17 protein-coding genes are annotated in these 21,065 nt (G+C 69.5%); 8 read left to right on the top strand and 9 right to left on the bottom strand.

The genetic code is table 11. The annotated features are described in order from the left end of the window. Positions 1-12: 12 nt before the first annotated feature. Positions 13-1,170: an ABC transporter ATP-binding protein gene (locus ASC87_RS17165; protein WP_082568693.1), complete on the bottom strand. Its 1,158-nt coding sequence runs from the start codon at positions 1,168-1,170 to the stop codon at positions 13-15. A 27-nt stretch (positions 1,171-1,197) separates the two neighbouring features. Continuing rightward, positions 1,198-2,499: a 4-aminobutyrate--2-oxoglutarate transaminase gene (gene gabT, locus ASC87_RS17160; RefSeq protein ID WP_056664568.1), complete on the bottom strand. Its 1,302-nt coding sequence runs from the start codon at positions 2,497-2,499 to the stop codon at positions 1,198-1,200. A gap of 147 nt (positions 2,500-2,646) precedes the next feature. On the opposite strand from gabT, the gene ASC87_RS17155 reads away from it, so the two are divergent. The 4 genes from ASC87_RS17155 to ASC87_RS17140 all read left to right on the top strand — a co-directional run bounded on the left by ASC87_RS17155 (position 2,647) and on the right by ASC87_RS17140 (position 7,112). Further along, positions 2,647-4,062: a PLP-dependent aminotransferase family protein gene (locus tag ASC87_RS17155; RefSeq protein ID WP_056664565.1), complete on the top strand. Its 1,416-nt coding sequence runs from the start codon at positions 2,647-2,649 to the stop codon at positions 4,060-4,062. Positions 4,063-4,138: 76 nt separating this feature from the next. Next, positions 4,139-4,993: a PA4780 family RIO1-like protein kinase gene (locus ASC87_RS17150; protein ID WP_056665078.1), complete on the top strand. Its 855-nt coding sequence runs from the start codon at positions 4,139-4,141 to the stop codon at positions 4,991-4,993. Positions 4,994-4,998: 5 nt separating this feature from the next. After that, positions 4,999-5,604 carry a YitT family protein gene (locus ASC87_RS17145; protein ID WP_056664561.1) on the top strand — a complete coding sequence of 202 codons (606 nt, stop codon included), beginning with the start codon at positions 4,999-5,001 and terminating at the stop codon, positions 5,602-5,604. A 17-nt stretch (positions 5,605-5,621) separates the two neighbouring features. Further along, entirely contained in the window at positions 5,622-7,112 is a 1,491-nt protein-coding gene (locus ASC87_RS17140; RefSeq protein WP_056664557.1) for a hypothetical protein, read from the top strand. A gap of 60 nt (positions 7,113-7,172) precedes the next feature. Here ASC87_RS17140 and ASC87_RS17135 read toward each other — a convergent pair whose 3' ends face one another. The 7 genes from ASC87_RS17135 to ASC87_RS17105 all read right to left on the bottom strand — a co-directional run bounded on the left by ASC87_RS17135 (position 7,173) and on the right by ASC87_RS17105 (position 16,570). Further along, complete coding sequence (locus ASC87_RS17135; protein ID WP_056664554.1) at positions 7,173-8,084, bottom strand: alpha/beta fold hydrolase; 912 nt, start codon at positions 8,082-8,084, stop codon at positions 7,173-7,175. A 92-nt stretch (positions 8,085-8,176) separates the two neighbouring features. Next, positions 8,177-9,211 (bottom strand): LacI family DNA-binding transcriptional regulator, encoded by a 1,035-nt coding sequence (locus tag ASC87_RS17130; protein ID WP_056664551.1) that lies wholly within the window; start codon positions 9,209-9,211, stop codon positions 8,177-8,179. Between the two features lie 71 nt (positions 9,212-9,282). After that, positions 9,283-10,173: a maltose ABC transporter permease MalG gene (malG, locus tag ASC87_RS17125; RefSeq protein ID WP_056664548.1), complete on the bottom strand. Its 891-nt coding sequence runs from the start codon at positions 10,171-10,173 to the stop codon at positions 9,283-9,285. A 4-nt stretch (positions 10,174-10,177) separates the two neighbouring features. After that, a complete protein-coding gene (gene malF / locus ASC87_RS17120; RefSeq protein ID WP_082568692.1) occupies positions 10,178-11,731 on the bottom strand; it encodes a maltose ABC transporter permease MalF in 1,554 nt (517 codons plus the stop codon). After that, positions 11,728-12,951 (bottom strand): maltose/maltodextrin ABC transporter substrate-binding protein MalE, encoded by a 1,224-nt coding sequence (gene malE / locus ASC87_RS17115; protein ID WP_056664545.1) that lies wholly within the window; start codon positions 12,949-12,951, stop codon positions 11,728-11,730. Before malE ends, malF begins: the two co-directional genes overlap by 4 nt. A gap of 80 nt (positions 12,952-13,031) precedes the next feature. After that, the gene (locus ASC87_RS17110) at positions 13,032-14,156 is read right to left on the bottom strand and encodes an ABC transporter ATP-binding protein (RefSeq protein WP_056664541.1); all 1,125 of its coding nucleotides are present in this window, start codon (positions 14,154-14,156) and stop codon (positions 13,032-13,034) included. An 11-nt stretch (positions 14,157-14,167) separates the two neighbouring features. Beyond that, complete coding sequence (locus ASC87_RS17105; protein WP_056664537.1) at positions 14,168-16,570, bottom strand: beta-galactosidase; 2,403 nt, start codon at positions 16,568-16,570, stop codon at positions 14,168-14,170. Between the two features lie 169 nt (positions 16,571-16,739). On the opposite strand from ASC87_RS17105, the gene ASC87_RS17100 reads away from it, so the two are divergent. Genes ASC87_RS17100 through dgoD form a run of 4 tightly spaced genes read left to right on the top strand, consistent with a single transcriptional unit; the run spans position 16,740 to position 21,063 of the window. Further along, entirely contained in the window at positions 16,740-18,725 is a 1,986-nt protein-coding gene (locus ASC87_RS17100; protein WP_056664534.1) for a beta-galactosidase, read from the top strand. Between the two features lie 12 nt (positions 18,726-18,737). Next, positions 18,738-19,307 (top strand): YgjV family protein, encoded by a 570-nt coding sequence (locus ASC87_RS17095; RefSeq protein WP_056664531.1) that lies wholly within the window; start codon positions 18,738-18,740, stop codon positions 19,305-19,307. Further along, positions 19,304-19,918, top strand: coding sequence for a 2-dehydro-3-deoxy-6-phosphogalactonate aldolase (locus tag ASC87_RS17090; RefSeq protein ID WP_056664528.1), 615 nt, complete (start codon positions 19,304-19,306; stop codon positions 19,916-19,918). The genes ASC87_RS17095 and ASC87_RS17090 overlap by 4 nt, the downstream gene beginning before the upstream one ends. Beyond that, positions 19,915-21,063, top strand: a complete 1,149-nt coding sequence (dgoD, locus tag ASC87_RS17085; RefSeq protein WP_056664525.1) for a galactonate dehydratase — start codon at positions 19,915-19,917, stop codon at positions 21,061-21,063. Before ASC87_RS17090 ends, dgoD begins: the two co-directional genes overlap by 4 nt. Positions 21,064-21,065: the final 2 nt, after the last annotated feature.

Genomic DNA, 21,065 nt, shown 5'->3' with positions numbered 1-21,065 from the left:
CCGCGGGGCGGGTCAAGCGTAGATCCGGGTCAGCTCGGGCGCCAGCTCGAGCCAGACGGTGTCGCCGGGCCGCGGCATCGCGGGCACCGACAGCGGCAGCTTGACGGTGGCGTCGCTCTGGCCGTCACCGACCATGCACAGCAGCCGCAGGTGGTCGCCGAAATAGATCACGTTGCGAACCTGTGCCTGCAGCACGTTGCCCCGGTCGTGGACGGCGTGGGTGTGGACGACGATGCGCTCGGGCCGGATGCAGGCTTCGACCTGCGCGCCGACCGGGGCGCCGTTGACATTGAGGCCGGTCAGCACGCGGCCATCGGTCAGCACGATGCCGCACCGCTCGCTGTCGTCGTCCACCTGCGCCGCACGCACGGTGCCGCGAAGCATCGTGCTGTCGCCGATGAAACCCGCGACGAAGCGATTGGCGGGCGCTTCGTACATGCGGTCGACCGTGTCGAGCTGCTGGATCGCGCCATCGTTGAACACCGCGACGCGGTCCGACATCGTCAGTGCCTCTCCCTGGTCGTGGGTCACGTAGACGAAGCTCACGCCGAGCTGGCGGTGCAGTTCCTTCAGCTCGATCTGCATGTGCTCGCGCAACTGCTTGTCCAGCGCACCCAGCGGTTCGTCCATCAGCACCAGTTGCGGCTCGAACACCAGCGCGCGTGCCAGCGCCACGCGCTGCTGCTCGCCGCCCGAGAGTTGCGACGGGAGGCGTTCGGCCATGCCCTGCAGGCGGACCATCTCGAGGGCGCGCCCCACGCGTTGGGCCGCCTCGGGCTTCGACACCTTGCGAACCGTCAGCGGGTACGCGACGTTCTCGCCCACCGTGAGGTGCGGGAACAGCGCGTAGTTCTGGAAGACCATGCCGAAGTTGCGCTTGTGCGGGGGCGTGCGGGTGATCGGCTTGGCATCGAGCAGGATCTCGCCGGCGGTGGGCGATTCGAAACCGGCCAGCATCATCAAGGTGGTGGTCTTGCCCGAGCCGGACGGGCCGAGCAGGGTGAGGAACTCGCCGCGCCGGACGTCCAGGTCGAGCTGGCGCACGACCAGCTGCACGCCGTCGTAGGTCTTTTGCACGCCGATGAAGCGCACCAGGGGCACGTCCGGGGCCGTGCGCGGTGCGGGGCCGGTGGTGGCGGCCGGTGCTTGGGGGGTGTGGACGGGGCGCATGGTGTTCGGCGTTGCGGTTCGGCAGGTTCAGGACACGGCGGCAAAGCTGTCGGCCAGGATCTGCAGGCCTTCGTCGACCTGCGCGTCGGGCGCCGTCAGGGGCACCAGGATCCGGATCACGTTGCCGTGCGTGCCACAAGACAGCAGTATGAGACCGCGGCGGGCCGCCTCGGTGACCACTCGGCGGGTGAGGTCGGCGTCGGGTTGGCGCGTGGGCCCGCCCTGGAACAATTCGATCGCGAGCATCGAGCCCAGCCCGCGCACATCGCCGATCGCCGGCACCCGGGCGGCGATCGCCTTGAGCCCGGCGCGCAGCCGCTCGCCCAGGGCCTGGCAGCGCTGGAGCAGCCGGTCTTCCTCGAAGGTCTCGAGCACCGCCAGCGCGGCGGCGCAGCCGATCGGGCTGCCGGCGTAGGTGCCGCCGAGGCCGCCGGGGGCCGGTGCGTCCATCACCTCGGCCCGACCGATGACGGCCGAGAGCGGGAAGCCGCCCGCGAGCGACTTGGCACAGGCGATCAGGTCGGGCGCGACCGGCCACTGCTCGCTCGCGAACCATGTGCCGGTGCGGCCGGCGCCGGTCTGCACTTCGTCTGCGATCAGCAGGATGCCGTGCCGGTCGGCCAGCGCCTTCAAGCCAGCGATGAATGCATTGGGAGCGACGTGGAAGCCCCCTTCGCCTTGCACCGGCTCGATGATGAAGGCGGCGACGCGTTCGGCCTCGATGTCGTTCTTGAACAGCAGCTCCACCGAGTGGAGTGCGTCGTCGACGCTGACACCGTACAGTTCGTTCGGGAACAGCGCGTGGAACACCTCGCCGGGGAACGGGCCGAAGCCGGTCTTGTAGGGAGCCACCTTGCCGGTCAGCCCCAGGGTCAGCAGCGTGCGGCCGTGGTAGCCGCCGTTGAAGGCGATGATGCCGGGGCGCTTCGTGTAGGCGCGGGCGATCTTCACGGTGTTCTCGACCGCCTCGGCGCCGGTCGACAGGAACACGGTCTTCTTCGTGAAGGCGCCGGGCGCCAGCGCGTTCAGCCGCTCGGCCAGCTCGACGTAGGGTTCGTAGGCGAGCACCTGAAAGCAGGTGTGGGTGTACTGGTCGAGCTGGGCTTTGACGGCGTCGATGATCCGCGGGTGGCAATGCCCGGTGTTGAGCACGGCGATGCCGCCGGCGAAGTCGAGGTAGCGGCGGCCCTCGACGTCCCAGACCTCGGCGTTCAGGCCGCGGGCGACGAAGATGTCGTGGGCCTGGCCGACACCACGGGCCACGGCGGCCCGCCGGCGCGCCATCAGCGCGGCGTTCGTCGGGTTCGTGATCGGCAGTTCGCGGTTCATGTCGTCTCCCAGTGGTGAAAGCCGGACTGTAGGCATCGCGCACAGCGAATACCATGTACATCCGTCCACCATCCGCGGTGTACTGTATTGGCGCCGTGCCCTGTACATGGAAGCCCTCTCACGGTGCACCGGGATCCCAGTCCTCGCATGATCACCCTCAACCCAGAATCGCCCACGCCCCTGGTCAGCCAGATCGTCGACGGCTTCCGGCGCCTGATTGCCGAGCAGGCCCTGCGCCCGGGGACCAAGCTGCCGTCGATCCGTGCGCTGGCCGCCCGGCATTCGGTCAGCGTGTTCACCGTGGTCGAAGCTTACGACCGGCTGGTGGCACAGGGTTGGGTCGTGTCGCGCTCCAATGCGGGGTTTTTCGTCAAGGCCCGTACCGGCGCCGCGGCGCTGCCCGGCGAGGCGCCGAGCGCTGATCTGCGTTTTGACGCGCGCTGGTACCTGCGCCAGATCTTCGAGAACCGCAACCTGGCGCTCAAGCCCGGCTGCGGCTGGCTGCCGAACGACTGGTTGTTCGAGGAGGGCGTGCGCCGCAGCCTGCGGCAGCTCTCGAGCGATGGTGCCGAACTCGGCGGCTACGGGCTGCCGCACGGGCACATGGCGTTGCGGGTGCTCATCGCCGAGTCCCTGGCCGAACGCCAGATCGCGGTCGGTGCCGAGAGTGTCCTCCTCACCCAGGGCTCCAGCCAGGCGCTCGACCTGGTGGCGCGTTGCCTGGTCCGCCCCGGCGACACCGTCCTGGTCGACGACCCCGGCTATCCGAACCTGATGTTCATGCTGCGCTTCCTTGGTGCGAGGCTGGTGGGCGTGCCACGCGCGCCCGCCGGCTACGACCTGGCGGTGCTGGAGGCACTGCTGATCGAGCATCGGCCCAAGGTCTTCTTCACGCAGCCGCGCCTGCAGAGCCCGACCAACTCGGTCACACCGGTGGCACAGTTGTACAGGGTGCTGCAGCTGGCCGAGAAGCACGACCTGGCGGTGGTCGAGAACGACATCTACGCCGATCTCGACCCCGAGCCGCGTCCGTCGCTGGCCAGCCTGGACCAGCTGCGCCGCGTCGTCTACGTCGGCAGCTACTCGAAGACGATCTCGCCGAACATCCGGGTCGGCTACCTGGTGGCGCGGCCGGACCTGCTGGGTGACCTGACGCAGTTGAAGATGGTGTCGGGCTTGACCTCGTCCGACATCACCGAGCGGCTCGCCTTCGGCGCGCTGTCCGAGGGGCGCTGGCGCAAGCACCTCAAGGCCCTGCGCGACCGGCTGGCGCAGGCCCACGGCAGCGTCGCGCAGCGCTTGACCGAGCTGGGCTTCGAATTGTTCAGCGAGCCCAAGGCCGGCCTGTACCTCTGGGCGCGGCACCCGGACCTGACCGATGGCGCCGAGCTGTCGCAGCAGGCCGTGGGCGCCGGGATCCTGCTCGGGCCCGGCCACCTGTTCCTGACCGAGCCGCGGCCCACCGGCTGGCTGCGTTTCAACGTGGCGTTCAGCGACGACGAGCGGCTGTACCGCTTTCTCGCCGAGCAGATCCGCCTGCATGCGCAAGGGGCGGTCGCCTGAAGGGATTGGCGCGCGCCACGCGCTGTTGGCCTGCCTGCTGAAGATGCCGTTCGGCGCGACCGGCTACCATCCGGCGATGAAAATTCCCCCGCGGCTGATGCCGCTGCTCGAAGACGGGCTGATCGACAGCGTGGTGCGCCAGCTGATGAGTGGCAAGGAAGCCATGGTGTTCGTCGTCCGTTGTGGCGAGCACACCCGCTGCGCGAAGGTCTACAAGGAAGCGCAGCAGCGCAGCTTCCGGCAGGCGGTCGACTACACCGAGAACCGCAAGACCAAGAACAGCCGCCAGGCCCGTGCCATGGCCAAGGGCACGCGGTTCGGGCGCGAGTCGCAGGAAGCCGCCTGGCAAAGCGCCGAGGTGGATGCGCTGTACCGGCTGGCCGCCGCGGGCGTGCGGGTGCCCGAACCCATCGGGTTCCACGAAGGGGTGCTGCTGATGGAGCTCGTCACCGATGCCGACGGTGACGCAGCCCCGCGCCTCAACGACGTCATGTTCGAGGCCGACGCCGCCCGCGAGCACCATGCATTCCTGATCCGCCAGGTGGTGCGCATGCTCGCGGCCGGGGTCGTGCACGGCGACCTCTCGGAATACAACATCCTGATGGGCGCCGACGGCCCGGTGGTGATCGACCTGCCGCAGGCGGTGGACGCGGCGGGCAACAACCACGCGCAGTCGATGCTCGACCGCGACGTGACGAACCTGAAGAACTTCTTCGGCCAGTTCGCCCCCGACCTGCTGGAGACGCAGTTCAGCCGCGAGATCTGGGCGCTGTTCGAGCGGGGCGCCCTGACCGCCGATGCCCCGCTGACCGGCCGCTTCGAGCAGGTCGACAAGCCGGTGGACCTGGACGCCGTCAAGCGCGAGATCGACGACACGCTGGCCGAGGAGGCCGCCCGGCGGTTGCGGATGGTGCAGTCCCGGTCGCAGTGAATCCCATGTCCGACCCCATCGACCGCCACACCCTGCTCGAAGACGCCCAGGCGCTGATCACCGGCACGCTGCTGATCGCCCTCGGTGTGGCGATGTTCAAGCACGCCGGGCTGCTGACGGGGGGCACCGCGGGCCTCGCGTTCTTGCTGCACTACGCGAGCGGCATCGGGTTCGGGAAGCTGTTTTTCGTGCTCAACCTGCCGTTCTACTGGATCGCGTGGCGCCGCATGGGCCACGTGTTCACGGCCAAGACGTTCGCGGCGGTGGCGCTGCTGTCGGTCTTCACGGAACTGCAGCCGTTCGTGCTGCGCTTTGACATGTTGCACCCGCTGTACGCGGCGGTGCTGGGCGGGCTGCTGGCCGGCGCGGGGTTCCTGATCCTGTTTCGCCACAAGGCGAGCCTGGGCGGCGTGGGCATCGTCGCGCTGTTGCTGCAGCAGGACCGCGGCTGGCGCGCGGGCAAGGTGCAGATGGTGGTGGACGTGTGCATCCTGGTGGCGGCCCTGTTCGTGGTGGACCCGCTGCGCATCGGCTACTCGCTGGTGGGTGCGCTGGCGCTGAACCTCACACTGGCTGTGAACCACAAGCCGGGCCGGTACGTGGCGATGTGATCCCCGACAATCGGGGCATGCTGAACCTCGATCGCCCCGCCCTCCGGGCCCGCCTGAACGACCACCCCGACGACGTCGCGGCCCGTGCCGCGCTCTACCGCGACCTGCTCGACACCGGCGAGGCGTCGCTCGACGGCCTGCGCGTGGCCGCGGGCCTGCGCGACCCGGCCGCCATCGCGGCCCTTGCCAGCCTGATCACCACCGAGCGGGCCAACCGCGTGGCGCCGTGGCTGATGCAGCTGCAGGGCCTGCCGGTGGATCACCTCGACCTGCCGGACGCCGAGGTGGGCTGGCTCGATGCACTGGCCGGCCTGCCGCTTCGCTCGCTGGTGCTCGACGGGCCGCATTTCGCCTGCGGCCGGGCCGTGTGGCGCCGGCTGCCGGCGCTGCGCCTCGAATCGCTGGAGATCAGCACGTTCTCACGCGCCGACGACAGCAGTGGACTGCCATCGCTCGAACGGTTGCGCCGGCTGAAGCTGCACACACACGGCGAGGACTTCGACGACACCTTCCTCGACCACCTGGCCGGCGGTGTGCTCGAAGAGCTGTCGTTGAACTACTGCGACGAGGTGACGGACGACGGCCTGCGCGAGCTGTCGCGGCTCACGTTGCGGTCACTCACGTTCGAACGAGCCGCGGGCATCACGTCGCGCGGGGTGGCCCGCCTGCGGGGTCACCCGCTGGAACACCTGGCCATCGGCTGGAACAGTGCCCTTTCGAAGGATCCGTCGTGCCTCTCCGGCCTCACGTCGCTGCGGTCGCTGAGCCTCGACCAGTGTTACGCGGGCGACGCGGTGTTGGCGGCCATCCGGCACTTGCCGCTCGAACGGCTGTCGCTGGACAGCTCCTACGTCACCGAGGATGGGCTGGCCGAACTCGACGGCATGCCGCTCACCGACCTCGCCTTGAAGTGCCCGCGCCAGCTGGGCAGCCTGGGCGACACGCTGGATGCGTTGCGCGGCCTGCCGCTCAAGCGCCTGGCGCTCGGTGACATGCGCGGGTTCTCCGAACGCGGCCTGGCGCACCTGGAGGGGTTGGCCCTGGAGTCGCTCGACCTGTCGTTGAACGAGGTCACCGCGAAGGGCCTGAAACACCTGGCGGGTTTGCCGCTGAAGGCGTTGGACCTGGGCTACTGCCGCGGGATCGACGGCAAGGCGCTGCGCGCGCTGGCCGAGCTCGGTCTGCCGCTGGAGCGGCTGGACCTGGGCGGGCTGAACCTGCGCGATGCGGACCTGGCGTGCCTGCGCCAGCTGCCGCTGCGCCACCTCAGCCTGTCCGACAGCCCATGGCTCACCGATGCCGGCGTGGCCCACCTCGTGGGCTTGCCGCTGCAGCACCTGACGATTGGTGCCGACCCCGGCGAGCCGAAGCTCACCTCGGGTGCCGTGCCGGCGCTGGCGCAGCTGCCGCTGGAGACGCTGTGGTTGCCCAACTGCAGCGGGATCGACGCGGACGGGTGGGCGCGCCTGGCCGCGCTGCCGGCGCGGGTGTCCGGCCCCGGGATCTGAGAGGCTGAGCCTCTGACGCGGGTCAGCTGCGGCCACCGGCGCCGCTGCATCGGCGCGCGCTCATGGGTGGACCTGTTCGCCGGTCAGGAACGGGATCACCTCGGCGAGGAGTGCATCGGGCGCCTCCTCGGCGATGTAGTGGCCGCAGGGCAGGGGCCGGCCCCGCACGTCGCCGGCCACGCGGCGCCATTCGTCGAGTGGCCGGAAGCAGCGGTGCACCACGCCGTCCTGTCCCCACAGCGCGAGCAGCGGCGCGGCCAGGCGCACGCCGTTGTCCCGGTCGGTGCGGTCGTGGTCGAGGTCGATGCCGGCGGAGGCCCGGTAGTCCTCGCACAGGCCGTGCGCCGCACCGGGCAACGACAGCGCATGCTGGTACGCGGCCAGGGCCCGGGGATCGAACGGCGCGAGGCCGGCGCTGCGCCGCCCCATCACGTCGCGCACGTACGCGGCCGGGTCCGCCTCGATCAGGCGCTCGGGCAGCGGTGCCGGCTGGATCAGGAAGAACCAGTGCCAGTACGCCCGCGCGAAGGTGTCGCCGGCCTGTTCGTACATGGCGAGCGTGGGGGCGATGTCGAGCAGCACCAGGCGGCGCACGGCGGCAGCGTGGTCCACGGCCAGGCGATGGGCCACGCGCGCGCCGCGGTCGTGGGCGAGCACGTCGAAGTGCGCGTGGCCCAGCGCCTGCATGACGCGCACCATGTCGCGGGCCATCGTGCGCTTGGCGTAGTTGCCATGGTCCGCCGTGCCGGCAGGTTTGGACGAGCCGCCGTAGCCACGCAGGTCGGCCAGCACCAGGGTGAAATGCCCGGCGAGCTCCGGCGCCACCTTGTGCCAGATGGCATGGGTCTGGGGGTGGCCGTGCAACAGCAGCAGTGGGCGGCCCCGGCCGCCGGACCGCACGCGGATGTGCACGCCGCCGCCGGTCGGGATGTCCTGCGTGGTGAACCCAGGGAAGAGGTCGTCGGTGTCCATGGGGGATTCTTCCCCATGAACGGGACGCGCCTGGTGTCTTATCGGGACACTCTTTCGGTCGTGGAATTCACGAATGCCGACTTCGAGAAGGGTCAGCCCTTGCCAGGCCGGGCCGTGGACGCGCGAACCACCAAGCGCGGTACGGAAGCCTCGCGCAGCATCGCCGGTGCGCTGCTGCCTTCCGGCCCCTTCTCGCGCATCATCTGCATGATCATCTCCACCGCCAGTTCGGCGGATTCCTGGATGGGCACGGCCACCGTGGTGAGCGCGGGCCGCACCTGGTGTGCGAGCTGGATGTCGGTGATGCCGATCACCGACAGGTCACCCGGCACGTCCAGGCCCAGGTCGGCCGCGGCCTGCAGCACACCGAGCGCGGGCAGGTCGTTGGACGCGAAGATGGCGGTCAGGTCGGGCACCGCGGCGAGCAGCGCATGGCCGGCGTTGCGCCCTGCGTCGATCGTGTCGTGCCCGCACACCGTGCCGTTCTCGAGGAGGTCGATGCCCGCACGGCTCATGGCCTCGCAGAAGCCGCGGTAGCGCCAGATGTGGTTGCCGCTCAACTCGCTGCCCAGCACCGCACCGATGCGCCGGTGGCCCAGCTTGATCAGGTGTTCCGCGGCCACCATGCCCGCACGGAAGAAGTCGACCGCGACGCTCGGCAGCGGCGGCGGGGTGTCGGGCTTCTCCCACATGCACAGCACCACCGGCACGCCGCGCTGGCGCAGCGCGACGAGTTCCTCGATCTGCACGAAGTCGGCGTTCATCACGAGCACGCCGTGGGCGAGGGACCCGACGATGGCGTCGAGGTAGGCGCGTTCCTGGGCCGGGTCGTCGTTGGTGTTGCACACCACGAGGAAGTAGCCGAGCTTGCGCACGGCCTGCTCCACCGCGAGCGCGAACTCGGGGTAGAACGGGTTGGCGATGCTGGACACCACCAGCGCCACCGTCTGCGGCTTGCCTTCGGCGAGCGCGCGGGCGGTGAGGTTGGGGCGGTAGTTCAGCTCGCGAACGGCCGCAAGCACCCGTTCGCGCGTCTCGTTGCCCACCTTGCCGCGGCCGCGCAGCACGTTGGACACGGTGGCCCCGGTCACGCCGGCCTTGCGCGCGACTTCAGCCAGCGTGGTCATGTGCGGGGTGGGGCGAGGAAAGAGTCATGCTGGCGAGCATAAACGAAGCCCTCCGGCGCGCGGTTCGTGCCTCACCCCTTCACGGCCCCCGAGGTCAGCCCGGACACCAGCCAGCGCTGGGTCACGAGGAACAGCAGCGTCAACGGCAGCCCCGCCAGGATGGCGGTGGCGGCGAAGTCGCCCCACAGGTAACGCTGGTTGAACAGGAACAGGCGCGAGCCGACGGCCAGCGTGAGCTTGCTCTCGTCGTGCATGAGCACCGACGCGATCGGGTACTCGATCATGCCGCCCAGGAACGCCAGCACGAACACCACCACCAGGATGGGCAGGGCCATCGGCAGCAGCACGTAGACGAACGCCTGGAACGGCGTGGCACCGTCCACGGCCGCGGCTTCCTCCAGCTCCCGCGGCACGCTGTCGTAGTAGCCCTTGATGAGCCAGATGTGCTGCGCCACGCCGCCGGTGTAGGCGAGCGCGAGGCTCCAGTGGCTGTTCAGCCCCAGCCACGGCACGAACTCGCCGATGCGGTCGAACAGCGCGTAGATGGCCACCAGGGCCAGCACCGACGGGAACATCTGCAGCAGCAGCAGGCCGTTCAGCGTGGCGTCGCGGCCCTTGAAGCGCATGCGGGCGAATGCATAGGCGCTCGTGATGGACAGCAGCAGCGACACCGCGGCGGAGATACCCGCCACCTTGAACGAGTTGACGATCCACTGCAGCACCGGGAACGGTGGTTTTACCCACGTGCCATCGGCGTCCTGGTAGGACATGCCGAGCGCGAGCTTCCAGTGTTCGAAGCTGATCTCCGGCGGGATCAGGTGGCCGCCGGCGAAGTTGCCGGGGCGCAGCGAGATGGACAGGATCATCAGGAACGGCAGCACCGTGAGCGTGATGAACGTCAGCAGCGCCACGTGCATGCCGACGACGCGCCAGCGGTGGGATTTTTTCAGGACGACGGCCATGGGTTCACCTTTCTTCCCGACCCACTTTGAACAATTTCAGGTTCACCACCGCCAGCGTTGCGACGATGAGGAACACGATCGACGAGATCGCGCAGGCGAGGGCGTAGTTCTGCCCCGAGTCCTGGAACGCGATGCGGTACGTGTAGGACGCGAGCAGGTCGGTCGCGCCCACCGGCACCGCGGTGTCGAGGTAGTCCGGCGCGCCGTTGGTCAGCAGCGCGATCAGGGTCAGGTTGTTGAAGTTCGTCGCGAACGACGCGATCAAGAGCGGCGCGATGGGCCGGGCGATCAGCGGCAGCGTGATGCGGAAGAAGTTGGTCAGCGGCCCGGCACCTGCCAGCGCCGACGCTTCGTACAGCTCGTCGGGGATGGCCTTGATGAGCCCCATCGCCAGGATCATCATGTACGGGTAGCCGAGCCACGCGTTGACCAGCAGCACCATCGAGCGCGCGAGCGTGGCGTCCGAGAACCAGCCTGGGCGGATGCCGAACAGCTGGTCGAGCACCATGTTGATCTCGCCGAGGTTCTCGTTGAAGAGCCCGCGGAACACCGGGATCGAGATGAACGCCGGCACCGCGTAGGGCAGGAACAGCATGATCCGGTAGAAGTTGCGGCCGCGCAGCGCGGTCCAGTTCAACGCCACCGCCAGCACCACGCCCAGCGCGAAGGTGAACAGCGTGTTGAGCCCGGCGAAGCTGATGGTCCACGCGAACACCCGCAGGAACGGCTCGAGGAACCGCTGCTCGGTGAAGATGCGCACGTAGTTGTTCCAGCCCACCGACGCGCGGAAGCCCGGCGCCAGGGTCTGGCCATCGGCGCGCTGCCAGTAGCCGGCCGCCCAGTTGGCCTCGATGCGCACGCCGTCGGCGTTGTCGGTGAGGCTGCCGTCGGCGTTGCGGGTGTAGGCGGGTCGGCTTGCCACGAAGCGGCGCAGGCTGCTCTGGCGCAGCTCGGTGCCGTCGGGCAGCACCGCGGTCACCTGCTTGAGCGCATCCTGCAGGGCGATCACGCTCTTGAGGGGCAGGGCGGAGTCGTCCGGCTCGGCCGAGGACTCGGCCACGGGCACCCGTTGGGCCTGCCCCAGGTCGAACGGGGCCGACACGTAGTGCTTGCCGTCCTCGCCGGTGAACCCGATGCGGTGGCGTGCGCCGTCCTTCATCAGGCGGAAGTCGAAGCCGGCGCCGGCACCGTCACTGTTCGTGCGGCTGAGCAGCACCTCGGTGGCGCGCTCGAATGGCAGCAGGTGTTCGGAGCTGTAGTTGGTGAACCCGATGGCCACCGTGTAGCCCATGGGCACCACGATGAACACCAGCGCGGCCAGCGCGCCGGGCACCACGTAGCGCCAGGCGTACAGGCGGGGGTGGATGTAGATCAGCACCCCCGCGCCCAGCACGGCCATGACGCCGGCCGCGGTCAGGTGCTGCCGGGCGGCGATCAGCATCACCACCACGGCCAGCGACACCAGCAGTGCGAGCACGCCCGCGGCCGCGAGCAGGAGGTGCAACCACCCGCGGCGGCGAACCCCGACCTCAGGCACGGGCATGGTCAGCGTGGTCATTCACCACCCTTGATTCGCTGGGCCGCACGGTCGAGACCTTCCTTCACCGGCTCGCGGCCTTGGGTGATGTTCTGCATGGCGGCGGACATGACCGTCCAGAAGCGCGTCATCTCCGCGTTGTTGGGCATCGGCGTGCCTGCCTGGGCCGCCTGCATGGTGCCGGCGATCAGCGGGTCCGACTTCAGTTCGGCATAGTAGGCCTTGTTCGCCGGCACGCCCAGCGGCACGTGGGCGTTCATGGCCTTCAGGCCGGCCGGCGACAGCACGTAGTTCTCGATGAACTCGTTGGCCAGTTCCTTGTTGGTGCTGGCGGTGCTCACCATGGCGCCCAGCACGCCCACGAACGGACCGCCCTGCTTGCCGTCCACCTTCGGGAACGGGGCCACGCCGAAGTTGATCTTGCTCTTCTTCAGGTTGTTCCAGCTCCACGGGCCGTTGATCATCATCGCCACGCGGCCTTCGTTCATCGCGGCTTCGGCGTCGGCATAGTTCGCGGTCTTCGGCACCGCGCCCGACTTGATGAGGGTCATCAGCGTGTCGATGCCCTTGATGGCGCCGGGGCGGTTCACGCCCACGTCCTTCGCGTCGTACGTGCCGTCGGCGTTGCGCTTGAACGCGTAGCCGCCGGCGGAGATCAGGCCGTACGAGTAGTAGATCTCGGTGGTGGGCCAGAGGATGGCGTGCTTCTTCTGGGCGGACAGCTGCTTGTCGAGCGCCATCACCTCGTCCCACGACGACGGCGGCGTCTTGACCATGTCCTTGTTGTAGATCAGGCCCACGGCCTCGATCGAGATGGGGTAGCCCCAGGTCTTGCCGCCGAAGGTCCAGGCCTTCCACGCGAGTTCGTCGATGCCGTCGACCGTCTTCTTCGACGGCGACACCGGCGTGATCAGGCCCGCGCTGGCCCAGCTGCCCGAGCGGTCGTGCGGCCAGATCCAGATGTCCGGGCCCTTGCCCGCGGCCGCGGCCTGCTCGAACTTGGCGATGGCTTCCTCGGGGTGCTCGACCTTGACGACCACGCCGGTGTCCTTCGTGAACTTCTCGCCGATCTTGGCGAGGCCTTCGTAGCCCTTGTCGCCGTTGATCCAGATCAGCAGTTCACCCTTGCCGGCGGCGTGGGCGAGCGGGGTGCCGAACAACGCACCCAGGCAGGCCGCTGCGGCGATCGCGAGGGTGGTGCGGCGGCGCGATGGGGTGCCGAGGTTGCGAATCGTTGTCATGCCAGTGTCTCCTTGCGGTGAACTCACTCCGTCGAACACGCGGACGGTCGCGTCGGCTGCGATGTGGCAGCCCATGTCAATCAAGCGGGAAGGCGCGGCACGGCCATGCCGTCCTCGCCAAAAACATGGAGGCGGTCGGCCGGCAGGCGCAGGCCGACGGCGTCGCCCACGGTGACCGGGCTTTCGCCGGGCAGGCGCACGACCACCGCGCGTTGGTGGGCGGTGTCCACGTACGCGAAGGTGGTGTCGCCGAGCTTCTCGACCCATTGGATGCGGCCGGTGATGACGTTCTGGCCACCCGGCTCGCAAAGACTCAGGTGTTCGCTGCGGATGCCGAGCGTGACCTGGGTGCCGGCGGCGAGGCCGTCGGGGCGGACGGCCGCCTTCACCAGCGTGCCGTCGACCAGGCCGAGCAGCGGGCCGCCATGGTCGATCGACATGACCTGCGCGGTCAGCAGGTTCATCTGCGGCGAACCGATGAAGCGCGCGACGAAGAGGTTGCGCGGGTTCTGGTACAGGTCCATCGGCGCACCCACTTGCGCGACGCTGCCGTGGCGGGTCATCTCTTCGCCAGCATGCAGCAGCACGATCTTGTCACCGAGGGTCATGGCCTCGACCTGGTCGTGGGTGACGTAGATGGTGCTCGCGCGGCCGTACTCGCGGTGCATGCGGGCGATCTCGAGGCGCGTCTGCGTGCGCAGCGCGGCGTCGAGGTTCGACAGCGGCTCGTCGAACAGGAACACACCCGGGTTGCGCACGAGCGCGCGGCCGATGGCCACCCGCTGGCGCTGGCCGCCCGACAGCGCGCGCGGCTTGCGGTCGAGCAGGTGGCCGATCTCGAGCACCTTGGCGATCTGGCTGACGCGGGCGCGGATGTCGGCACCCGACATGCCGGCCAGCTTCAGCCCGAACGAGATGTTCTGGGCCACATCGAGGTGAGGGTACAGGGCGTAGTTCTGGAACACCATCGCCACGTTGCGCTCGGACGGCGCCAGGTCGTTGACCTGCTGCTTGCCGATGTGAAGGGCGCCCTGCGTGATGTCCTCGAGCCCGGCGATCATGCGCAGCAAGGTGGACTTGCCGCAGCCGCTCGGGCCCACGAAAACGCAGAACTCGCCGTCGGCGATCTCGAGCGACACGTCGCGGACGATGTCGTTGCCGCCGTCGTAGCGCTTGTACAGGCGATCCAGGGTGACGCTGGCCATGGGAAATCCAATCAGAGTTGCGACGGGCCGAACGGCACGCGGTGGGTGCGCCACGCCTGGAGGCGCACGCTCAGCAAGGTGGGCACCGGGGTGCGGTGCAGGCGTGCCCGGGCCTTGTCTTCCAGGAAGATGGGGGCAACCGGGTCGGCGGCGAGGATCGCGAGTTCGAAGCGGGGCCAGCGGCCGTCCGCGGCGAAGCGGTCGATGCCGATGTACCACGGTTCGCCGTCGTGGAAGTGGTCGTCGACGAGTTCGCCGTCGGCGTACAGCCGGGCGGTGTCGCCCACATAGTCGAGCGTGAGCAGCACGCGGCCCGAGCCGGTGGGCACGCTGTCGGGGATGGTCAGGCGCAGCCGGGTGGCCGTGTCGTAGGCGGTGTCGTCGGGCGCCAGGGGCGTGGACTTGCCGCGCCACGAGACCACCGGGCCCCACTGCACGGCGGGCGGTTGCGCGTTCATGCGCAGCACCTCGACCCCGACCGGGTCCAGGTACACCGGGGCGACACCGGCATCGATCGACAGGAAGCCGGTCCCACCGCCGGGCAAATCGTCGGCCGGGAACACCTGCACGCTGCCGCGCTGGTCGTTCGGCACGGACAGCACGGCGTCGGTGCCGTCGAGGTGCAGCGGCTGGTCGCTGATCAGCAGGCGGTCGCGGCCGAGGGTGCGGGTGTGCAGGCACTGGTCGGCCTGGTCCTGCGACAGCAGCACCACCGTGTGGACCACGCCGTCGGCATCCGTGACGGTGAAGACGAGCGGTGCCTGGCCCGGTTCGGCGGTGACGAACCAGCCGTCGTCCGTGCACCGCACCTGGGCCGCCGGCAGGCCGATGGCCTGCACGCCGGCGGTGTCGAAACACAGCGTGCTGTCGATGCCCGGCAGCGCGAATGCCACGAACACCTGGCGGCCGCCGTCGGTCCAGCGGGTGAGCGGTTGCACGGTGGCGTGGGCGAGGCGGGCCGCGCCGAGGCGCAGGCCCACCGGCCAGATGAAGTAGGCGCCGGTGCGCACGGTGACCGGTGCCGCGGGCAGCCGCACGGTGCCACGCGACGTGGCCACGTCGAACTGCACGCCGGCGAAGTCGGGCATCGGGTGGTGGCGCACGTGGTTGTTCACGAACAGGAACGCCTCGTCCCCGGCACCGCGCAACGCCACGCGCAGCTTGGTGCGGTCATCGGGCGATGGCGCACGGTCGTCGGGCAGCACGGCGTCCATGGCCGCCACGTCCGCGCCGAACGCGGCCATGAACTGGTGCAGGCAACGCAGCCGGCCATAGGAAGGCCGCACCTGGCCGTACTGGCCGAGGGGGGCGCGGAAGTCGTAGCCGATCACGGGCACGTCGTTGGGGTAGCCGGTGGCCTGGGTCTCGTTGAGGGTGGCGCCCGGGACGATCGCCGCGGGATTGGCCCCGCCGTGGTACATGTAATAGCCGTAGAGGTTGGCGCCGGAGCCTACCTGCACCAGCGCGGTGGCCGCCACGTCATCCGTGGTGACCGCGGGGCGGCGATGGTACGACACGTGCATGCCGCCGCCGGCCTCGGCCAGGAAAAACGGGTAGTGCGACTTGTCGATGCGGCCGGCCGCGGGCGTGCCGCCCACGTTGCCCATCTCGCCGATGGCGCGGCTGGTGTCGAACAGGAACACGCCGGACGGGGGCAACGGCTCGGCCGAGCCGCTCCAGAAGCCATCCGCGTACGCCCCGGACACCGGGATCACGTCGCGTTCGGGGATGTCGAGCGTGGGCCAGCCGGTCACCGTGTACAACGGCACCGTGAGGCCCTTCGCGATGGCGATCTGCTGCAGCGCCGCGATGTGTTCCGCGCCGCGGCCCGGGCCCACCTGGTCGTATTCGTTCTCGATCTGCAGGCCGATCACCGGACCGCCGTCGCACCACATCAGGCCGCGCAGCTGCGTGGCGATCTCACCATAGAAGCGCTCGACGTGCCGCAGGTAACCGGCGTCGTTGTTGCGCACGGGGCCTTCGGCCACGAGCCAGTCGGGCAGGCCGCCCAGGCGCGCTTCGGCGTGCACCCACGGGCCGGGGCGCAGGTAGAACAGCAGGCCGGTCTCGGCGGCCAGTTCCGTGAAGCGGCGCAGGTTGCGCTGGCCATGCCAGTCGAACTGGCCCTGGACTTCCTCGTGGTGGTTCCAGAACACGTAGGTGGCCACGATGTCGATCCCGCCGGCGGCCATCTTCTGCAGTTCCGTGCGCCATTCCGATTCGGGGAAGCGCGAGTAGTGGAACTCGCCCATCACCGGCATCCACGGCTGGCCGTCGCGTTCGATCCAGCGGCTGTTGACGGTCAGCTCACGGCCGGCGCGGGGGTAACGCCCGAGCTGGAGGAAGCCCGTTTCCGCGGTGATCCGGGCGGGGGGCACCTGCAGGGCAATCGGGGGTTTGGCGGCAGAGGTCATCAGATTGGCTTAAGCGATTAACTGAACGGAGTTTGCAGGCGACTTCCCAGCTTCCATAGCGGGAAAACCCGTATCTGGCCTCCGCCGAGTGGGTCATTGAGCGGGCGGTTGACGCCAAATTAGTTAAGCGGTTAAGCTTTACCCAACACAACTTGATGAGGCCCTTGGCATGAAGCTGGGCGTTTGCTATTACCCCGAACAATGGGACGAGTCCCTCTGGGCATCGGACGCACGCCGGATGGCCGAGATGGGGCTGTCGACCGTGCGCATCGCGGAGTTCGCCTGGGGTTTGATCGAGCCGCGCCAGGGCCACTTCGACTGGGCCTGGCTCGACCGCGCGATCGATGCGCTCGCCGCAGCCGGCCTGCAGGTGGTGCTGGGCACCCCCACGGCTGCGCCGCCGCACTGGCTGGTGGACGCCCACCCCGAGATCCTGGCGGTGGATGCCGCCGGGCGCACCAAGGGTTTCGGGTCACGCCGCCACTACTGCTTCTCGAGCGATGTGTTCTTCGCGGCCAGCGAACGGGTCGTCGCAGCGATGGCCGAGCGGTATGGCGCACACCCGGCCGTGATCGCCTGGCAGACCGACAACGAATACGGCTGCCACGACACCGTCGTGTCGTACTCGCCGAACGCGCTCGCCCGCTTCCGCCAGTGGCTGGCGGCGAACTACGCCAACATTGGCGAGCTGAACACGGCCTGGGGCAACGTCTTCTGGAGCATGGACTACGACCGCTTCGAGGACGTGGGCCTGCCCGTCGCGATGCCGGCGCCGCCGAACCCGTCGCACCTGCTCGCGTTCCGGCGTTTCGTGTCCGACGAAGTGCTGCGCTACAACCGCATGCAGGTCGAGATCCTGCGCCGCCTCGCGCCGGGCCGCGACGTGTTGCACAACTTCATGGGCTTTTTCAGCGAGTTCGAGCACCACGAGATGGGCCGGGACCTCGACATCGCCACGTGGGACAACTACCCGCTCGGCCACCTCGAGGGCACGCGCATCGCGTCCGAAGCCGAGCGCGCCGCACACCGCCGCACGGGTCACCCCGACATCGCCGCGTTCCACCACGACCTGTACCGCGGCGTGGCCGGTGGCCGCTGGTGGGTGATGGAACAGCAGGCCGGGCCCGTGAACTGGGCGCCCTGGAACGCGCTGCCCGCCCCGGGCATGGTGCGCGCCTGGACGTGGGAGGCCTTTGCCCACGGCGCCGAACTGGTGTCGTACTTCCGCTGGCGCCAACTGCCGTACGCGCAGGAGCAACTGCATTCCGGCCTGAACACGCCCGACAACATGCTGGATGCAGGCGGCCACGAGGCCACCACCGTGGCGCGTGAACTGCAGGACGTGCCGGTCGAGGCCACCACGCGCGCCGCGGTGGCGCTGCTGGTGGACTACACCGGCAAGTGGGCCATCGATGCGTTGCCCAACAGCCCCGACTTCGACGTGCAGGCCCTGCAACTCGCCTGGTACGGCGCGTTGCGCCGCCTCGGCCTGGACGTGGACATCGTGCCCGCCTCGGGCGACTTCACCGGCTACGCGCTGGTGGTGGCGCCCACGCTGGCGGTGGTGGATGCCGGCCTTGCCGGCCGCCTGCAGCGTTGTGGCGCCCACCTGGTGTTCGGGCCGCGCAGTGGTTCGCGCACGTCGGAGATGCACATCGCCGCCGGCCTGCCGCCGGGCGCGCTGAGGTCGCTGCTGCCCGGCCTGCGGGTGGTGGCGGTGGAAGGGCTCCGCCCCGGCGTGAGCTTCCCGCTGGAGGCCGTGGGCGCTGGGTTCCCGGGCGCGGCGTCCGCGCAGGTCACCCGCTGGCGCGACGTGCTCGACGTGCCAGCCACGCTGGGCGTCGAGGCCCGCTATGCCGACGGCCACGCGGCCATCGTGCGGCACGGCAACACCCGGTACGTGTCGGGCTGGCTCGACGCCACGGGCCTCGATGCCCTGATGCGCCAGGCCGCCGCGGAGGCGGGCGTGCCCGCCGAACCGTTGCCCGACGGCCTGCGGCTGCGCCGCCGTGGCAAGTTGCAGTTCGCCATCCACTACGGCGACGCGCCCGTGCGGGTGCCCGCCCCGGCGAACGCTCGCTTCGTGGTCGGTGGTCCGGTGCTCGACACCGCCGGGGTGGCCGCCTGGTGGGTGGACGACTCCCGCACCGCCTGAGAGGTTCGACCCATGCCGTTCGACCTGTCCGCCGTGGCTTCCGCCGGGTTCGCACATGCGACCGGCGGGGTGGCCCTCGCGCTGACGGTCAGCGGCCTGGTGCATGCGTCCGACCAGGCGCTGCGCTGGCGCACCGGGCTCGCCGCCGTGCTCTGGGCCTGCCACAACGCGGCCATCGGGGCGGAGACGGCCGCGGCCGTCAACCTGCTGACGGTGGTGCGCCAGGGCACGTCGATGGTGTTCCACGAGCCCGGCGGGCGCACGCGGCCGGTGCTATGTGGTACTTTCATCACGCTGGCGGTGGTGTTGGCCGTGCTCACCTGGGACGGCGTGCCCACCGTCGCCGTGCTCCTCGCCTCGATGCTGACCAGCTACGCCATGTTCTACCTCCGCGGCCACCGGCTGCGCACGGCGATGTGCGTCGTGTCGGCCCTCTGGTTGTGCAACGCGCTGATCCACCAATCCGTGGAGCAGGTGTTGTCCATCGCCGCCACGGCCATGGCCAGCGGCTACGGCGCGTGGCGCCTGAAGCGGCAAGCCCGCCTTCCAATTTCCGACCCGTCACACCCCACACACCCATGACCTGGCCCACCCGACTCCCGCTCATCGCCATCCTGCGTGGCATCCGTCCCGACGAAGCTCTCGATCACGTGCAAGCGCTGGTCGATGCCGGCTTCGACGCGATCGAGATCCCGCTGAACTCGCCCGAGTGGCGCACCAGCATTGGCGCGGTGGCCCGCAAGTTCGGCGACCGCGCGCTGATCGGCGGCGGCACCGTGTTGCGCGAGGCCGACGCCGACGCGCTGGCCAACGTGGGCGGCCGGCTCGTCGTCACGCCGAACACCCGGCCGTCGCTGATCGCCCACGCCGTGAAACGCGGCCTCCACGTGGCCGCCGGTTTTGCCACCGCCAGCGAAGGGTTCGACGCGCTGGACGCCGGGGCGCAGGCCCTGAAGCTGTTCCCGGCCACCACCTACGGGCCGGGCCACGTGAAGGCGCTCCGCGCGGTGCTGCCGCCGGTGCCCCTGTTTGCGGTCGGGGGTGTCACCCCGGCCAACCTCCGCGACTACCTGCGCGCCGGTTGCATCGGCGCCGGGCTCGGCAGCGACCTCTACGCGCCGGGCCAACTTCCCGCACGCACCGCCGAGATGGCGGGCGCCTTTGTCAACGCCTACCGAGAAGCCACGCCATGAAGATCACCCGCCTCACCACCTACCGCGTCGCCCCGCGCTGGATGTTCCTGAAGATCGAGACCGACGAGGGCATCTCGGGCTGGGGCGAGCCGGTCATCGAAGGCCGCTCGCGCACCGTCGAGGCTGCCGTGCAGGAGTTCGCCGAGGAGCTCGTCGGCAAGGACCCGATGCGCATCAACGACCTGTGGCAGACGATGTACCGCAGCAACTTCTACCGGGGCGGCGCCATCCTGATGAGCGCCATCGCCGGCATCGACCAGGCGCTGTGGGACATCAAGGGCAAGGCCCTCGGCGTGCCCGTCTACGAGCTGCTTGGCGGCAAGGTGCGCGACAAGATGAAGGTGTACAGCTGGGTCGGCGGTGACCGGCCGAGCGACATCGTCGAGGACATGCAGCGCCTGATGGAAGGGGGCTTCGACACGTTCAAGCTCAACGGCACGGAAGAGATGACGATGCTCGACACGCCGCGTGCCGTCGACATCGCCGTGGCCAAGATCGCCGGCGTGCACGACGCGCTCGGCACGAAGATCAGCTTCGGCATCGACTTCCACGGCCGCGTGTCGGGCCCCATGGCCAAGCCGCTGCTGAAGGCGCTCGAGCCGTACCGCCCGTTGTTCGTCGAAGAGCCGGTGCTGGCCGAACACGACGAGCAGTACGCGCGCCTCGCGGCCAGCACGTCGATCCCGCTGGCCGCGGGCGAACGCATGTACTCGCGCTACGAGTTCAAGCGGGTGTTCGAGAAGGGCGGCCTTGCCATCGTGCAGCCCGACCTGTCGCACGCCGGCGGCATCACCGAGTGCCACAAGATCGCGTCGATGGCCGAGGCCTACGACGTGGCCTTCGCACCGCACTGCCCGCTGGGCCCCGTGGCGCTGGCCTCGTGCCTGCAGGTGGACTTCGTGGCCTACAACGCCGTGCTGCAGGAGCAGAGCATGGGCATCCACTACAACCGCGGCGCCGAGTTGCTCGACTACGTCATCAACAAGGACGACTTCCGCATCGACAACGGCTACATCCACGCGCTGCCGAAGCCGGGGCTCGGCGTCGAGGTGGACGAGGAGCGCGTGATCCACGCGAGCCGCAACGCCCCCGACTGGCACAACCCGGTGTGGCGCCACGCCGACGGCAGCGTGGCCGAGTGGTGACC

The organism is Rhizobacter sp. Root1221 (assembly GCF_001425785.1).
Classification (GTDB): domain Bacteria; phylum Pseudomonadota; class Gammaproteobacteria; order Burkholderiales; family Burkholderiaceae_C; genus Rhizobacter.
Note: the sequence above shows the minus strand (reverse complement) of the source record. Positions and strands in the feature narration are given on the sequence as shown.

Coding starts and splice junctions, on each gene's coding strand:
- ASC87_RS17095 (WP_056664531.1), top strand. CDS start 18,738: ATGCCGTTCGACCTGTCCGCCGTGGCTTCCGCCGGGTTCGCACATGCG.
- ASC87_RS17105 (WP_056664537.1), bottom strand. CDS start 16,570: ATGACCTCTGCCGCCAAACCCCCGATTGCCCTGCAGGTGCCCCCCGCC.
- ASC87_RS17145 (WP_056664561.1), top strand. CDS start 4,999: ATGTCCGACCCCATCGACCGCCACACCCTGCTCGAAGACGCCCAGGCG.
- ASC87_RS17100 (WP_056664534.1), top strand. CDS start 16,740: ATGAAGCTGGGCGTTTGCTATTACCCCGAACAATGGGACGAGTCCCTC.
- malG (WP_056664548.1), bottom strand. CDS start 10,173: ATGGCCGTCGTCCTGAAAAAATCCCACCGCTGGCGCGTCGTCGGCATG.
- ASC87_RS17090 (WP_056664528.1), top strand. CDS start 19,304: ATGACCTGGCCCACCCGACTCCCGCTCATCGCCATCCTGCGTGGCATC.
- ASC87_RS17150 (WP_056665078.1), top strand. CDS start 4,139: ATGAAAATTCCCCCGCGGCTGATGCCGCTGCTCGAAGACGGGCTGATC.
- ASC87_RS17110 (WP_056664541.1), bottom strand. CDS start 14,156: ATGGCCAGCGTCACCCTGGATCGCCTGTACAAGCGCTACGACGGCGGC.
- ASC87_RS17130 (WP_056664551.1), bottom strand. CDS start 9,211: ATGACCACGCTGGCTGAAGTCGCGCGCAAGGCCGGCGTGACCGGGGCC.
- ASC87_RS17165 (WP_082568693.1), bottom strand. CDS start 1,170: ATGCGCCCCGTCCACACCCCCCAAGCACCGGCCGCCACCACCGGCCCC.
- ASC87_RS17140 (WP_056664557.1), top strand. CDS start 5,622: ATGCTGAACCTCGATCGCCCCGCCCTCCGGGCCCGCCTGAACGACCAC.
- gabT (WP_056664568.1), bottom strand. CDS start 2,499: ATGAACCGCGAACTGCCGATCACGAACCCGACGAACGCCGCGCTGATG.
- malF (WP_082568692.1), bottom strand. CDS start 11,731: ATGACCACGCTGACCATGCCCGTGCCTGAGGTCGGGGTTCGCCGCCGC.
- malE (WP_056664545.1), bottom strand. CDS start 12,951: ATGACAACGATTCGCAACCTCGGCACCCCATCGCGCCGCCGCACCACC.
- ASC87_RS17155 (WP_056664565.1), top strand. CDS start 2,647: ATGATCACCCTCAACCCAGAATCGCCCACGCCCCTGGTCAGCCAGATC.
- dgoD (WP_056664525.1), top strand. CDS start 19,915: ATGAAGATCACCCGCCTCACCACCTACCGCGTCGCCCCGCGCTGGATG.
- ASC87_RS17135 (WP_056664554.1), bottom strand. CDS start 8,084: ATGGACACCGACGACCTCTTCCCTGGGTTCACCACGCAGGACATCCCG.